Source organism: Chitinophaga ginsengisoli (genome assembly GCF_003014595.1).
GTDB lineage: Bacteria > Bacteroidota > Bacteroidia > Chitinophagales > Chitinophagaceae > Chitinophaga > Chitinophaga ginsengisoli.
The window spans coordinates 648212-662504 of record NZ_PYGK01000001.1 but is presented as its reverse complement, the minus strand read 5'-3'; the positions used below and the strand labels follow the sequence as shown (position 1 = coordinate 662504).

The following is a 14293-nucleotide window of genomic DNA, read 5'->3' as shown; positions in this document are numbered from 1 at the left end:
TAGGTATAAAAAGAAACGCCGTCTCAATCTGATTGAGGCGGCGTTTTGTTTTTTTGGCCATCCCCATTTTGTTCAATAAATTTGATTGTTCATGATTCATGAACAAGGAAGAAATATGAACAAACCATTGGAATCTGACATATTAAAGGATACTATCTCCAATTTCAGCAAGCTGACCGGAGGAAAGATAAAGCCCAGGCTTTCTCCTAAGCCAGCTGTAGATGCATATGTTCAAATTACTCTTGGCAATCAGACCAGTGACTTCCTGGTAGAGATTAAAAATGAGATCCGTCAGACTCATATTCCTGCAATTATTCAGCAATTTGGCCGCGAGACAGAAAAATGGTTACTGGTAGCGAGATATATCCCCGCTCCCCAGAAGGAACGCCTGAAAGCTGCGTCCATCAATTATCTTGAGACGGCAGGCAACTGTTATATCAATGTAACAGGTATGTTTATTTATATAAACGATAGGGAGGTATCCTCAAGCAGACAAACAGATAGCGGGAGATTATGGAGTGCTACGGGGTTGAAATTTCTGTTTGCAATATTATCTAAAAATGCATTGCTAACGTCCCCATACAGACAAATTGCACAGGCGGCAGGTATTGCTTTAGGCAGCATAGGTCCCTTGTTAGAGGAATTAAAAGAGGGCGGTCACATCGAGAGTATAGAAGGATCAACGCGGTTGCTTGATAAAGAAAAACTAATTCGCCGCTGGATAGAACTTTTTCATGTAACGCTAAGGCCTAAACTCATGAAAGGCAGATTCCGCTTTTTCGATAAACAACAACAGGATAAATGGAAAAGCCTTCAGGCCACGACATTCTACTGGAGTGGAGAGGCAGGTGCAGACCTGCTTACAAACTATCTTGAACCAGAGACATTCACTATATATTCATCCGGCACGACCAATGAATTAATAAAACAATTAAAATTAATTCCAGATATCGAGGGTAACATAGAAGTACTTGAACAGTATTGGGACGACTCATTGCTGAAAGATCACAATCTTCCTGAAGGCATCGCTCCTCCATTAATTATCTATGCAGAATTAATGGCAGGCACAGATAGCCGCACATGGGAGACTGCAGAAAAAATTAAAAACAAATACTTATATGGCAACTGATGTTATACTCCCTGCAGTATTGGAAGTACTAGCCACTACAGAGAAAATATTTAAGCAATTTGGTATTGACTTTTATCTGGTAGGAGCATTAGCAAGAGATCTCCATTTATCAGTAAATCCCACCTTTACGCCACGCCGAAAAACAAGGGATATAGATATTGCGATATTAATTGCAGATGAAAGTCTTTTCTATGCAATTAAAGAGGCAATGATAAACAGTGGTGATTTTTCTGCTCATGAAACCGAAACAATAAAACTCATTTATAAGCATAGCATTGAAATAGATCTTCTGCCCTTCGGCGGTATTGAGAACGAGTTAAGAGAAACGCATCTACATAAACCCAGACTGTTTATAATGGATGTACCAGGGCTTCAGGAAGCCTATGTAGATATTGAAGAAATTCAATTGGAAAACAATATCAAGCTGAAGGTCTGTTCGCTGGAAGCACTCGTTTTACTTAAAATCATTGCCAATGATGATAATCCTGCACGTACTAAAGACCTCACCGATATTGAACATATTATCTCTGTGTATTTTGAGCTTAATGCTGATAAAATCTACACTGATCAATTGGAGATCATGGACCTCTATGACACAGATGACAATGACTATTTGAAACTGGTGAGTGCACGAGCCATCGGACGTCACATTGGAGAACTGTTGCTCAACTCTGTTGATCTGCGTAAACGTGTTGTTAACATTCTCAGAAGGAAAACGTCCGCCCCTTTTTATCATGCAATAGAAGAGGGTATAATCGACGTTACTGGCGATACTCTTACTTAGTATATGTTATAAGCAAAGAGCCGCCTCAATCACTTGAGACGGCTCACCATTCTATATTTCCCCCAGTCTATTTCTTCTCTATCTTCCCGGCTATATCTTCCCAGGAATAATAATGGAACACCTTCCCATTACTCATGGCCACAAACAATCCCTTTGAAAACTTATTCCCCAGCGGTACTGCTGTCACATCTGAGCCATCACTTTCCAGTGTAGATACCGGTACCTCAGCGATAAGCTTGTGTTCATTTGCATGACCATTCTCTCCTTCTCTCCTGTACACCATAAAGGAATTATTCTGCTGATTGGACACCAGTATATAACCAGTAGTATCCGTAGAAGGATAAATAGAAATGCCTTCATGATCTGATGCAAATCCATCCTTTGCAAACAAGGCCAGTTCTATATTATTCCATTTTGAAGGATCAGCTACATATTTGCGTACACCTACTGTCTCATCAGAATAATAGATATATCCCAGCTGATTATCCACTGCAATAGATTCTATTTCTTTCTTACCGCTGTACGCGCCAAACTTACGCACAAGACGACCTTTCACTACACCACCTTCATCTACCAGCCGGTATTGCCAGAGATAACCATCTGCAGGACCGCTTTTACGGCCTACGATCGCGAAGATGGCAGCATCTCGCCGACGGGTGTACAAAGCGATGCCCATAAGTGACTGTTCCTTTTCTCCCAGGAAGACGGGTATACCGCCATTATCCAGTGGTGTAAGATCCGGAAGACGGAACACACGTATGCTATTTGTTTCCCGTTCTGTCAGCACTGCAATATCTACAGACTGGCCATTCAATTTAAATCCATAAGCGATGTCCACATTATTCGGGCGTTTCAAACCCATTACTTTGTTGACAATCTTTCCTTCCAGATCAAAGGCATACAGCCCTCCTTCACTATTCTTATCCGTACCAATGATCAGGCTTTTTAAGGTATCTGCCTTATTGATCCAGATGGCAGGATCATCAGTGTCATGGCCTGTTTCCTGTGTAACGATCACTGGCTTTATGCCATCCTGCCTTACTGCGGTCTTTGCCAAATTCACCTGACAGGCTCCGAACAACACCAAACCACTTAAAGGCGCCAATATATTCTTTAACATGTCTCTATCCTTTTATAAACAACAAACCACCAACAATTACAGATCGAACTTCAGACCGAAGTTATACCTTGGACGATAGTATTCTGCCTGCATTGTTCTCGAAGAAATACCCTGATAATAACGCAGCGGCTGATTAGTCAGGTTATTGGCTTCACCGAATACCCTTAACTGTTTTGTCAGTTTGAAAGATGCGTTCAGATCGAGGAAGAATTGTTTGTCATAAAAACGATCATCGAAATCATCCCCACCGAGTTCGTCGAGGTAAGACGCGGTATAGTTACCGGACAGTCTTGCAGTGAAGCGGTTGCTCTCATAAGAAAGAGATGCGTTGAACATGTGCGGTGCTGTTCCCGGTAAAGTTACATCGGTACGTTTATCGCCATCAGCATTGTAAATGCCGTCTGCTTTGGATTTTGTATAAGTGTAGTTCAGGTATACGCCGAAACCTTTCAGCGCGCCAGGCAGGAAATCCAGCTGACGTTGCAGGGCTACTTCAAAGCCATACACTTTTACGTTATCACCGTTACGTGCCTGTTTGTAAGTCCACTTTTCTCCGGCTGGGATAGGATTGGCAGATACATCTTTGTAGTCTGCTGCGAATTTCTCTGTAGTATAGGCGTTATCTCTGTAAGTGTAGATAAAGTCGCTGATGCTTTTATAGAAAACACCACCAGACAGAATACCTACTGACTTAAAATACTGCTCTGCCATCAGGTCGAAGTTCAGTGCACGTGCGGCTTTCAGATCCGGATTACCAGCGCTCAGTTCTGCATCATCCGCAATGCTGCTCACAAATGGAGCAATGTCGTAGTAGTTCGGACGGGCAATAGAAGTAGTCACTGCAGCACGCAGTACCAGGTCATTATTCACGTTGTATTTGAAAGTGATACCTGGCAATACATTGGTATAACTGTTCTGTACTTTACGCTTTCCTTCCAGCTCTTCCTCTTCTGCTACAATGTTACCTTCATAATCGATATGTGTATTCTCAATGCGCACACCGGCAATTACTGACAACTGCTTTGTCAGATCCTGATCCCAGCGGATATAACCGGCAGTGATCCTTTCCTTTGCATTGAAGTTTACAGCCAGGTATTCGGCAGGATTGTCGCTCTTTTCAAATTTGCTGGCATCATCCAACTGCTGTGCACCCAGGAAAGTGTTGATCGCGAAAGTGCCAGGCGTATATTTTTCACCGGGCTGATAACCTTTTCCGCTGATCTTGATATTAGAGATCTCTGCCAGGCTGCCGAATTCGTTGATCGGTTCATATTCGAAGAAGTTGTTCTCCCTCTTTTTATCTTTCAGACGCAGTCTTCCACCTACACGCAGACGGCCTTTCTGACCGGGTACTACGCTGAAAGGGAAACGCAGGTTCAGTTTCAGGCCCAGTTCATTCTCGCGTGTATAGTCATGATTCTCTGACAGCGATTTGAAGCTGAAATCCTGGTCAGTCAGTGAATTGGCAGTTACCAACGGAAAACGGGTATCTGACAGGTCCAGGCTTACCGGACCATCGTCCGCTCTATATTCTATATAGCGCTCATTTGGCCTGTCTTCGCTGGCGGTAGAGAAGCTCGCTGCCCAGTCCAGGTCTACTTTACTGCCCAACAGGTGTTCACCACGCAGAGAGTAGTTTTGTACACGCTGATCTTCCAGCCTGCGGTTCTTGTTACGGCCATTGTCAATACCGCCTTTTGTTTCGCGGCGTACGGAACCAACATAACCATTGATCACATCATTATCAACATACTCAGGCTCTATATCTGCAATGCGCAGGCGGTAACGGTTTTCCCGGTCATCACGCCAGTTGTACATAGCATTCGCGTAGATGGTGTTTTTTGCATTGATCTTATAATCTAGTGCAGCAGATGCACTTCTGCGGATACGCTGTACATTATATTTACGTACTTCAGACTCCGAAACAAAGATATCTCCGAAATCATCTTTGCTCCAGGTAGCTTCCATATCATCGGAACCGTAGTCGTTATTATTATAGGAAGCACTCAGTACTGCCCCCAGTTTGCTATCAAAGAAACGGTTACCGAGTACGAGACCACCGGTATACAATGCTTTATTACGGATAGGATTTACACCACCGGAGAGAGTAGCAGAAACACGGGGGCCATTGGGAGCGGCACGTGTTACCAGGTTTACAGAACCACCGATAGCGTCAGCGTCCATATCGGGTGTCAGGGTTTTATTCACTTCGATGGTCTGCACCATATCCGAAGGAATGAGGTCCATCTGTACACGACGGTTGTCGCCTTCTGCAGAAGGGATACGATCGCCGTTCAGGCTTACCGAGTTCAGCTCAGGGGCCAGACCACGGATAATGATATTACGGGCTTCACCCTGGTCATTCTGCATGGTGATACCAGGTATACGTTTGATCGCGTCTCCCACGTTCGCATCCGGGAAACGGCCTATCTGGTCGGCCGACACGATATTGGTAATATTAGGATTGTTCTTCTGCTGGTTCAGCGCTTTCGCTTGTCCGCGGAGACGATCTCCGATTATCAGCACTTCTTTTCCGGCAATGCCACCGGCTTCCATTTTCAGTTTCAGATCAGTTGCCTTACCCGCTGCAACGGTCACCTCCTGGCTGAAGGTCTGGTAACCGATATAAGTTACCTCCAGGGTATATGTACCGGCGGGTACACTCAGAAACTCGAACTTACCTTGTTGGTTAGAGACAGTGTAATGGTTGCCTGGCTTTAATTTAAGTGTCGCACCAGGCAGCGATAATTGCTGATTCCTGTCCACGATGTTACCGGTCACCAGTCCGGGAGCCTGTCCAAAACATAGGATGCTCAGCCAGGAAAATAATACAGTGAATAACAGTGTTCGCATATTGGTTGAGAGTTAATCTGTTTGTTTGGCAAAGGTGCATTGGGGAGTTCCCGAAGCCAAATGAAGGGGGTATACAAAAAGGATACACCATTACAGCAGGCGTGAACAACAAGGCAACAAGCGAAACAAATAGCACATAACAAAATGATTATCAACTGCAACAAGCGTAACAAAACGTCCGTTAAGAAAATATTACTGCAACATTAAGGGAATGTTAAGCCCGAACCGTTTGCCGTTTCAGGTAACACAAAGCGGGCTGTACCTGTTTGGCGGCAATCGCTATTCGACTTTATCAAGCGTATAGACTTTGAGAATATTATTTGGCGACATCAAGCGTGAACCAAACAGCTAAGGCCCTTTTTTGTGTTCCTGAAACGCTTACGGTTCTGTTCTCCCAATGATTTGTAAGGGCCCTTTTTTTACAAGCAATTTTTATTGGCTCTTCAATTGGAATTAAACTGAATGTTTTTTATGCTACTTGTGATCTAACGTTCTCTAACCCAATTTTTTAATCTCTGACTTAGTCAACCTCTTAGTTGACATAGTCATTTTATATAATATATCTATCAGAATATCAACAGCTAGCACTAATAATGCTTAGCTACAAGCTCTGAATGAAGGCAGTCAGACTTTCTCCCTGCTGGAGGTTCAGTTTCTTTCGAAGACGGTACCTCACCACCCGCAAACTATCCTGGGAGATCCCTAAAAGGGTCGCTATGTCCTGAGATTCCATATTCATTTTGAGGAGGGCCACTACCCGGAGGTCGTTGGAGGTAAGTGTGTCACAGTACTTTTTAAGGTTGTCGAAGAATGTCTGGTGTACCTGTTCGAAGATATTACGGAAATCGACCCAGTACTGGTCATGGTTGAAACTATGATTGATCTGACCCAGTAGCTGCTTTAGTTGTTTCTTCTGATCGCGTTTATCCTCCTTCACCATTTCATCCAGGCGGAGACGCAATTCCTCTAATAGTTGATTCTTCTGTATAAGATGGAGGGTATGGGTTGTCAGTTCGCGGGAGCGGACCTCTAGTTCTTCTTTCAGCTTTCCCTCCTGCAGTTGCTTATTCTGTAAGGCTGCCTCCATGAGTTCCTTTTCGGTCTGAAATTTCTGATGGTGCTGTTGCCGGAGGATCTGTTCATTCCGTAGCTTCAGGCGTTGGCGACTGATGATCAGAATACTCATGGCCACCAATAACAGGATGACAATAATGATAGCGACCGTAATAATCCGGTTTGTTTTACGGGCATTCTGCAGCCGCTCTATCTCGTTGTTCTTCTTTTCAATATCGTAGACCGTCTGTAATAAGGCCACCTGTTTGCTGTTCTCATCGGAGTATGTGCCCAGCAGGTATTGCCGGCTCATTTCCAGGTAATAAAAGGCGCTGTCATTGTCCCCGGCCAGGTGATGCGCCTTTGCCAGATCACGGTAAGCGCCACTTAACTGCCGCTGTTCACGGAGTTCCAATGCCAGTAGCAGGGCCCTGCGGGTCTGGAATAAGGCTTCGGGGTACTGCCCGGTTTTACGGTACACATCGCCCAGGTTGTTCAGGATCTCAATCCGGTTGAGTTTCTCTCCTCCCTGGATACTCAGGTCCAGTGCCCGGTTGAAATAGTAAGAAGCTGAATCATAGCGGGCGAGGTCTTCATAAATACTGCCGATATTCTCATAGATCTTGGACATGCCGGGTTTGTCATCGGCGGACAGATAGGCCGCCAGTGCGCGGCGCTGGTAGAGGAAGGCGCTGTCGTATCGTTGTTGCTTTTCATAGAGATGGCCGATCTTTCCATAGGTCAGTGCTATGCCTGTTTTGTCGTTCAGCTGCCGGAAGATGGCGAGCGCCTCTTCATATTGCTGGCGGGACAGTTCGGGCTGTTTGTTATAATAATACAACATCCCAATATCATTCAAATTAGCCGCCAGTGGCTGCTGTGCTCCTTCTTTCCGGAAAATATCACTGGCCTGGAGATGGTAGTCCAGTGCCTGGGGAAAATGTCCCAGGTGCAGACAGATCTGTCCCATTTGGGCGAGGCATCTGGCAGCTGCAAGGGGTTGTTTCTTTTCTATCGCCCGGTTATAGGCATCCTTTAACTCCAGGAATGTAGAATCCGGCTTTACCTGTTTATAATCATCCAGATCGGAGAGCTGTAGTTTAGAGAGCTTGTCGTTTTGCGCAAACAGACCACCGGACATTAGCCCACTTAATAACAGCAGTAAAAGGAAACGCATCACAAACATAATCAGCAAGTAAAGCGCAAAGGAAAGGGTTTAATATTATCTTATTGTTAACCAGGGCCGGCAATTCCAATGTCCTGGCAGGCGCTGAAATGCTTGTCCAGCTCCACGATTCTTATCACTTCTTGTTATGAGCAATAACCTGTGGTTATTCCAGTCCACATAACTCATTAATATACAGCAGTTATATAATTTAACACTTTCACCTCCCGGAGGCATAGTCTACCGAACAAGTAGATTGATTTATATTTGGGAATCCTTTCATAGCTTTAAGGTGTGTAAACAAACTATAAAATGGCAGACGAGATAAAAGCTTTTAATGATTACCGGGGCAAAATGAACGAGGTAATCCTGGGTAAACAGAATAAAGTCATTAACCGTTTATTTAATCTTGATACAAACACCTATGCTGAAGGCGCATTAAGTACCAAAGTAAAGGAAATGCTGGGATTGGTCTCGTCGATGGTACTCCGTTGCGACGACTGTATCAAATACCACCTGGGAAAATGCTACGAACAGGGTATTACCACGGAGGAAATGTATGAGATCTTTGCTGTAGCCAACATTGTTGGCGGTACGATAGTGATCCCGCACACCAGAAGGGCTGCCGAATATTGGGAGGCGTTACTGCAGCAGGAACAGGCATAAAAGGAAACAGTTAAAGTATTCCTTATTGCGTAAACCGCAGAGGACAAACAATTCGTAACTTTGCCAACCGTTTTTCACTTTTTCTTTAAAACATTCAGATGTCAACAGCTACTATAGCTCCGCAGGCGTTAACGGCGAAGGATTTTGCAACGGACCAGGAAGTACGCTGGTGCCCGGGTTGCGGAGATTATTCGATCTTAAAACAGGTACAGACTATCATGCCCGGTCTGGGCATTCCAAAGGAAAATATCGTGATCGTATCCGGTATCGGTTGCTCTTCGCGTTTTCCTTACTATATGAACACATACGGTATGCACTCCATCCACGGCCGTGCTACCGCTATTGCTTCCGGTTTAAAGGCGGTACGCCCTGAACTCAGCGTTTGGGTGGTGACCGGTGATGGTGATGGCCTCTCCATAGGTGGTAACCATACCATCCACCTGCTGCGCCGTAACTTCGACATCAATGTCATGCTCTTCAATAACCAGATCTATGGTTTGACGAAAGGCCAGTACTCTCCTACTTCAGAAGAGAATAAGGTGACTAAGTCCACTCCTTTCGGCAGCATTGACCATCCGTTCAATCCGCTGGCGCTGGCATTAGGTGCAGATGCGACCTTCATTGCGCGCAGTATGGACCGCGACCCGAAACACCTGCAGGAACTGCTGAAACGCAGCCATGCACACAAAGGCGCTTCCTTCCTCGAAATATACCAGAACTGTAACATCTTCAACGATGGCGCGTTTGAGATCTTTACCGAGAAAGGCAGCAAAATGGAAGAAACCCTGTTCCTGGAACAAGGCCAGCCATTGATATTCGGCGCTCAGAAGAATAAAGGTATCCGCCTGGACGGCTTAAGGCCGGTAGTGGTGGAACTGGGTGGAGAATACAGCGCCAGCGACCTCTGGATCCACGATGAGAAAGACTTCTATAAGGCACAGCTCCTGACCCGCATGTTCGACGATCCTCGTATTGAAGGTCACCTGCCTCGTCCTTTCGGCGTGTTCTACCAGGCTTTCCGCCCCACTTACGAAGAGCAGCTGAACGCACAGGTAGAAGGCGCTATCTCCCAGAAAGGTACCGGCGATCTGGATAAACTGCTGGCAGGTAAAGAAACCTGGACTATCAAATAGAAATTTATCACCACCAATAAAAGCAAAAGCCATTCGTTAGGAATGGCTTTTCTTTTTATTGATAATAGTTTTGTTAGTGTGCGAGGCCACCCGGGTCGAACAGCACTTTATATAACAGGATGACACCAAACAGGATCAGGCTTACACCCGCAATCTTGTTCAGCCATACCACATTACTCAAGGTCAGCTTATGCCTGATCTTATCTGCCACAAATACTTTCAGAATATCCGTAGATAATACCCATACTAAAGCAGTACCATACATCATGACACGATGCCCTACCGAAGTGGAACTGGAAGAGACGCATACGCCCAGCCAGAAAATGATCACACCGGGGTTCAGGGTATTCATCAGGAAACCGGCCAGCCAGATCTTCAGATAGTCATGGGTGCGGAACATCTCCGGACGTTCATCTCCGGTGCTGATCATTACCTTCTTGAAGAGCAGCCCATATATACCCATACATATGAGCATAATACCACCAATGATGCCGATGTACTTTTTATATTCTTCCAGGCCGGTAATGAAAGACGTGGCAAGGTTGCCCGTCATTACAAAAAATATATCACTGAAAGACACTCCTAAAGCGAAGCTGACGCCTGCCTTGAAGCCATTGTTAATGCTGTACTTTATGATGGCGAAGATAACGGGACCTACAGAAATAGATAGAAATAAGCCCAACGCCATACCCTGTGCCAGTGCTGTTATCATGCGCTACAAAATTCCACGCCGTTACTGCTACGGCTATATTGATGTAAAAATAAAGGGGTAACCCTGGTTCTGAAGTTACCCCTCTTTTTATTTATAGAATCGTTAAATTTCTCAGACTGATTTCACACTGAGGAATTGCTCCCAATCTTTTAGCTTGTCGCCTTTTAATACACGTGGGAATTTGTTCATAGCCCCTTCTTTTCCTTTCGCCCTCATATAGTCAATGAATACTTCATTAGGCACTACTTCCACAAATAATTCCTTCAGGGCCGACGTCCGCTCTACCGCATAGTCATCATTCACTTCAGCCAATGTCTGGTCAATGATCTCACGGATACGGTTAGCGTCTACATTCATATCGTCAGTACCAATATACCAGCGGTGCGCAAACAGGCTTTGATAAGGGAAACCTGCTACGGTAAATTCCTTGATGGTGATGCCCATTTTCCTCTGCACCATGTCGATAGCCTTGTTCATGTTATCAACACTCATGTGCTCACCACACAGGCTCAGGAACTGCTTGGTACGGCCTACGATCACGATCTCGTGTTCCTTTACGGAAGTGAATTTTACGACGTCCCCGATCAGGTAACGCCATGCACCGGCACACGTGGAAAGCAGTACGGCATATTCCACATCTTCCACCACTTCGTGGATCATATAGGCCTTGGGATTAGGCTTTATTTCACCATCGGCAGTAAAGTTATCTTCGTTGAACGGCACGAACTCATAAAAGATACCGGTGTTCAGCACCAGCTTGATGCCCTTTACGCCAGGCCTTGCCTGGAAACCGAAAGAGCCTTCGGAGGCCATGTACGTTTCAATGAAATTGATCGGTTTGCCCAGTAATTTCTGGAAGCTTTCCCGGTAAGGCTCGAAAGATACCCCACCATGGATATATACAGCCAGGTTCGGCCAGATTTCATGAATATTCTTAACGCCGTGGTATTTGATGATCTCGGCTAATACGATCTGCACCCAGGCAGGCACACCACATACGGTACCCACGTCCCACTGCGGCGCCTTACGCACGATCAGCCTGATACGTTGTTCCCAGTTTGGTTTTTTGGAGATATTACCGCCCGGCTTGTAGAAACGTCTAAACCAGCGGGGAATGTTCTTTGCCTGGATACCACTCATGTCACCTTCATAATAATCTCCTTTCTCATACAGGGCAGTAGTGCCACCCAGCATCAGGATCCCTTTGGTAAAGGACTTGGGAGGAATATTGAAGTTCGCCATAGAATACAGCTGTTTCACGCCCACTTTCTTGACGTTTCTCAGCATATCCCGGGTAACAGGTATATGTTTACTGGCTGACTCCGAGGTACCGGAGCTAAGCGCGAAGTACTTTATTTTTTCAGGCCAGCTGACATTAGCCTGTCCTTCCAGACACTTATGCCACCACTCCGCATGCATCTTGTTGTAGTTATGCACAGGTACGGTAGACCGGTACTGTGCCATTACATTCGGACTGTTCAGCAGTTCCTGAAATTTATAATGTTGTCCGAACTGAGTGTCCTTGGCCTTTACCAGCAGTCTGTGAAGTGTCTGTAACTGGTATTGGCGAGGCGTCCCTAACTTAAATGTAAATTTCTTCCTGATGCGCAGTGACCTGGATATAAGATTTCCTAAAATGGCCATTAATTTACCTTCTCATTTATTAACTGCAAAAATACGCCGAATTTCGGATTGCTACGGTTTGATTTTGGATTACAGGTACCTTACCTCTGGCAATCTTATACAAACATATTACTAAAAACGATATGGGCAGAAAAAAAATTCCCGCGTACCTTTGCCCCATGTTAAAAGCTACCCTACTCAAAGCAACGAAGGCCGGCGGAGATGTTCTACAGCAATACTTTAACGGCCCTTTCGAGATATCCAGCAAAAGTACGGTGAACGATCTGGTCACTGAAGCTGATAAGAATGCAGAGACTGCCATTTTCAGTGTGATCAGGGAAACCTTCCCCCACCACTTTATACTCAGTGAAGAATCTGGCGAGATCACCTCAGATTCTAATATCAAGTGGATCATTGATCCCCTGGATGGTACGGTGAACTTCGCACATGGCATTCCGATCTGTTGTGTTTCCATCGGCGTTGAGCAGGATGGAGAGATGATCATGGGAGCTGTATACAACCCTTTCCTGAATGAATTCTTCTTTGCTGAAAAAGGACAGGGCGCTACACTTAATGACAAGCGCATTCGTGTATCCACCAAAGATGACATGAAAAAAGCCTGTATGGTAACCGGCTTCCCTTATACCTGGAAGGAATATGCTCACAGTCCTATTGAAGTGTTTGAGTACTTCGTAAAACAGGGACAACCGGTACGCAGGCTCGGGTCCGCTGCTATCGATCTTTGCTGGGTAGCTGCCGGCCGCTTTGACGGATATTATGAGCATAGCCTCAACGCATGGGATGCTGCCGCAGGATTCCTGATCGTAGAGGAGGCCGGAGGAAAGGTAACCGACTTCAAAGGTCACCGCTACTCTCCCTACCAACGCACGCTGATTGCTACCAATGGCCTTATTCATGAGCCACTGGTGAATATTGTAAATGGAAAATACTGATCTAATATCATACACCATGAGTGAAGAAAGAACAGAGATAAACTCCCTCGGGGAGTTCGGACTTATAGAATTGCTTACCAAGAATATAGAGATCCAACAGGCCAGTACTATCCTGGGTGTAGGTGATGATGCTGCTGTTATCGATCATTTCGGTCGCCAGACAGTTATATCTACTGATATGCTGGTAGAAGGCATCCACTTCGATTTGATGTATACGCCCCTGAAACACCTGGGCTATAAATCAGTCGTAGTAAACCTTTCCGACATATATGCCATGAACGCCACTCCTACTCAGATCACCATGAGTATTGCGTTTAGCAACCGCTTCTCCGTAGATGCGCTCAACGAATTTTATGAAGGCGTATATGCTGCCTGTGAGAAATATGGCGTAGACCTGATCGGTGGAGATACCACCTCTTCCCAGAAAGGCTTCGTGATCAGCGTAACAGCCATCGGCGAGGTAGCTCCTGATAAATTCGTAAAACGCTCTACCGCCGAAAAAGGCGATCTGCTCTGTGTATCCGGCGACCTGGGTGCGGCTTACCTCGGACTGACACTCCTCGAAAGAGAGAAGCAGATCTACCTGGAAAGTCCGCAGCTGCAGCCTGACCTGGAAAACCAGACTTACATTATCGGGCGTCAGCTGAAACCGGAGGCCCGTCGTGATATCATTGAGTTCCTGCAGGAACAGGACATCCAGCCTACCGCCATGATGGATGTAAGCGATGGCCTTAGCTCTGAGATCCTGCATATCTGTAAGCAGAGTAACCTTGGGGTAGTACTATATGAAGAGAAGATCCCTATCGCAAACGAGACAAAGGAAATGGCACTGAAGTTCTCCCTGGACCCTACAGCGGCAGCGCTAAGCGGTGGAGAGGACTATGAGCTGCTCTTTACTATGAAACAGGCCGATTATGATAAGATCGTGCTATCCGAGCAGATCAGTGTGATCGGGTATATGACAGATATCAGTGAAGGCGCTCATATCCTGACCAAAGGCGGCAATAAATTCAAACTGGTAGCACAAGGCTGGAATGCCTTCCAGCAGTAAGGAATAAACAGAAAAGGAAAAGGGATTGTATGAACGTCATACAATCCCTTT

Annotated in this window: 11 protein-coding genes; 6 read left to right on the top strand and 5 right to left on the bottom strand. The window is 45.5% G+C overall.

Going from position 1 to position 14293, the window contains the following annotated elements; all coding sequences use genetic code 11:
- Positions 1-91 precede the first annotated feature (91 nt).
- Both CLV42_RS02810 and CLV42_RS02805 read left to right on the top strand, forming a co-directional pair.
- Entirely contained in the window at positions 92-1129 is a 1038-nt protein-coding gene (locus tag CLV42_RS02810) for a type IV toxin-antitoxin system AbiEi family antitoxin (protein WP_106600366.1), read from the top strand.
- A complete protein-coding gene (locus tag CLV42_RS02805; protein WP_106600365.1) occupies positions 1119-1913 on the top strand; it encodes a nucleotidyl transferase AbiEii/AbiGii toxin family protein in 795 nt (264 codons plus the stop codon). The genes CLV42_RS02810 and CLV42_RS02805 overlap by 11 nt, the downstream gene beginning before the upstream one ends.
- A 67-nt stretch (positions 1914-1980) precedes the next feature.
- Here the strand turns inward: CLV42_RS02805 and CLV42_RS02800 are convergent, their stop codons facing one another.
- The 3 genes from CLV42_RS02800 to CLV42_RS02790 form a co-directional block, all read right to left on the bottom strand.
- Positions 1981-3033, bottom strand: coding sequence for a phytase (locus CLV42_RS02800; RefSeq protein WP_106600364.1), 1053 nt, complete (start codon positions 3031-3033; stop codon positions 1981-1983).
- A gap of 36 nt (positions 3034-3069) precedes the next feature.
- A complete protein-coding gene (locus tag CLV42_RS02795; RefSeq protein WP_106600363.1) occupies positions 3070-5886 on the bottom strand; it encodes a TonB-dependent receptor in 2817 nt (938 codons plus the stop codon).
- A gap of 601 nt (positions 5887-6487) precedes the next feature.
- Positions 6488-8125: a tetratricopeptide repeat protein gene (locus tag CLV42_RS02790; protein ID WP_106600362.1), complete on the bottom strand. Its 1638-nt coding sequence runs from the start codon at positions 8123-8125 to the stop codon at positions 6488-6490.
- 291 nt (positions 8126-8416) lie between these two features.
- On the opposite strand from CLV42_RS02790, the gene CLV42_RS02785 reads away from it, so the two are divergent.
- The gene (locus tag CLV42_RS02785) at positions 8417-8770 is read left to right on the top strand and encodes a carboxymuconolactone decarboxylase family protein (RefSeq protein ID WP_106600361.1); all 354 of its coding nucleotides are present in this window, start codon (positions 8417-8419) and stop codon (positions 8768-8770) included.
- A gap of 98 nt (positions 8771-8868) precedes the next feature.
- Positions 8869-9903, top strand: a complete 1035-nt coding sequence (locus CLV42_RS02780) for a 2-oxoacid:ferredoxin oxidoreductase subunit beta (RefSeq protein WP_106600360.1) — start codon at positions 8869-8871, stop codon at positions 9901-9903.
- Between the two features lie 73 nt (positions 9904-9976).
- On the opposite strand, the gene CLV42_RS02775 is transcribed toward CLV42_RS02780, so the two are convergent.
- Positions 9977-10615: a LysE family translocator gene (locus CLV42_RS02775; RefSeq protein WP_106600359.1), complete on the bottom strand. Its 639-nt coding sequence runs from the start codon at positions 10613-10615 to the stop codon at positions 9977-9979.
- Between the two features lie 111 nt (positions 10616-10726).
- Complete coding sequence (locus CLV42_RS02770) at positions 10727-12259, bottom strand: GH3 family domain-containing protein (RefSeq protein ID WP_106600358.1); 1533 nt, start codon at positions 12257-12259, stop codon at positions 10727-10729.
- Positions 12260-12417: 158 nt separating this feature from the next.
- Here CLV42_RS02770 and CLV42_RS02765 point away from each other — a divergent pair, with 158 nt between their 5' ends.
- Both CLV42_RS02765 and thiL read left to right on the top strand, forming a co-directional pair.
- A complete protein-coding gene (locus CLV42_RS02765) occupies positions 12418-13191 on the top strand; it encodes an inositol monophosphatase family protein (protein WP_170117367.1) in 774 nt (257 codons plus the stop codon).
- A gap of 16 nt (positions 13192-13207) precedes the next feature.
- The gene (thiL, locus tag CLV42_RS02760) at positions 13208-14242 is read left to right on the top strand and encodes a thiamine-phosphate kinase (RefSeq protein ID WP_106600356.1); all 1035 of its coding nucleotides are present in this window, start codon (positions 13208-13210) and stop codon (positions 14240-14242) included.
- Positions 14243-14293 lie beyond the last annotated feature (51 nt).

Coding starts and splice junctions, on each gene's coding strand:
- CLV42_RS02810 (WP_106600366.1), top strand. CDS start 92: ATGATTCATGAACAAGGAAGAAATATGAACAAACCATTGGAATCTGAC.
- CLV42_RS02805 (WP_106600365.1), top strand. CDS start 1,119: ATGGCAACTGATGTTATACTCCCTGCAGTATTGGAAGTACTAGCCACT.
- CLV42_RS02800 (WP_106600364.1), bottom strand. CDS start 3,033: ATGTTAAAGAATATATTGGCGCCTTTAAGTGGTTTGGTGTTGTTCGGA.
- CLV42_RS02795 (WP_106600363.1), bottom strand. CDS start 5,886: ATGCGAACACTGTTATTCACTGTATTATTTTCCTGGCTGAGCATCCTA.
- CLV42_RS02790 (WP_106600362.1), bottom strand. CDS start 8,125: ATGTTTGTGATGCGTTTCCTTTTACTGCTGTTATTAAGTGGGCTAATG.
- CLV42_RS02785 (WP_106600361.1), top strand. CDS start 8,417: ATGGCAGACGAGATAAAAGCTTTTAATGATTACCGGGGCAAAATGAAC.
- CLV42_RS02780 (WP_106600360.1), top strand. CDS start 8,869: ATGTCAACAGCTACTATAGCTCCGCAGGCGTTAACGGCGAAGGATTTT.
- CLV42_RS02775 (WP_106600359.1), bottom strand. CDS start 10,615: ATGATAACAGCACTGGCACAGGGTATGGCGTTGGGCTTATTTCTATCT.
- CLV42_RS02770 (WP_106600358.1), bottom strand. CDS start 12,259: ATGGCCATTTTAGGAAATCTTATATCCAGGTCACTGCGCATCAGGAAG.
- CLV42_RS02765 (WP_170117367.1), top strand. CDS start 12,418: ATGTTAAAAGCTACCCTACTCAAAGCAACGAAGGCCGGCGGAGATGTT.
- thiL (WP_106600356.1), top strand. CDS start 13,208: ATGAGTGAAGAAAGAACAGAGATAAACTCCCTCGGGGAGTTCGGACTT.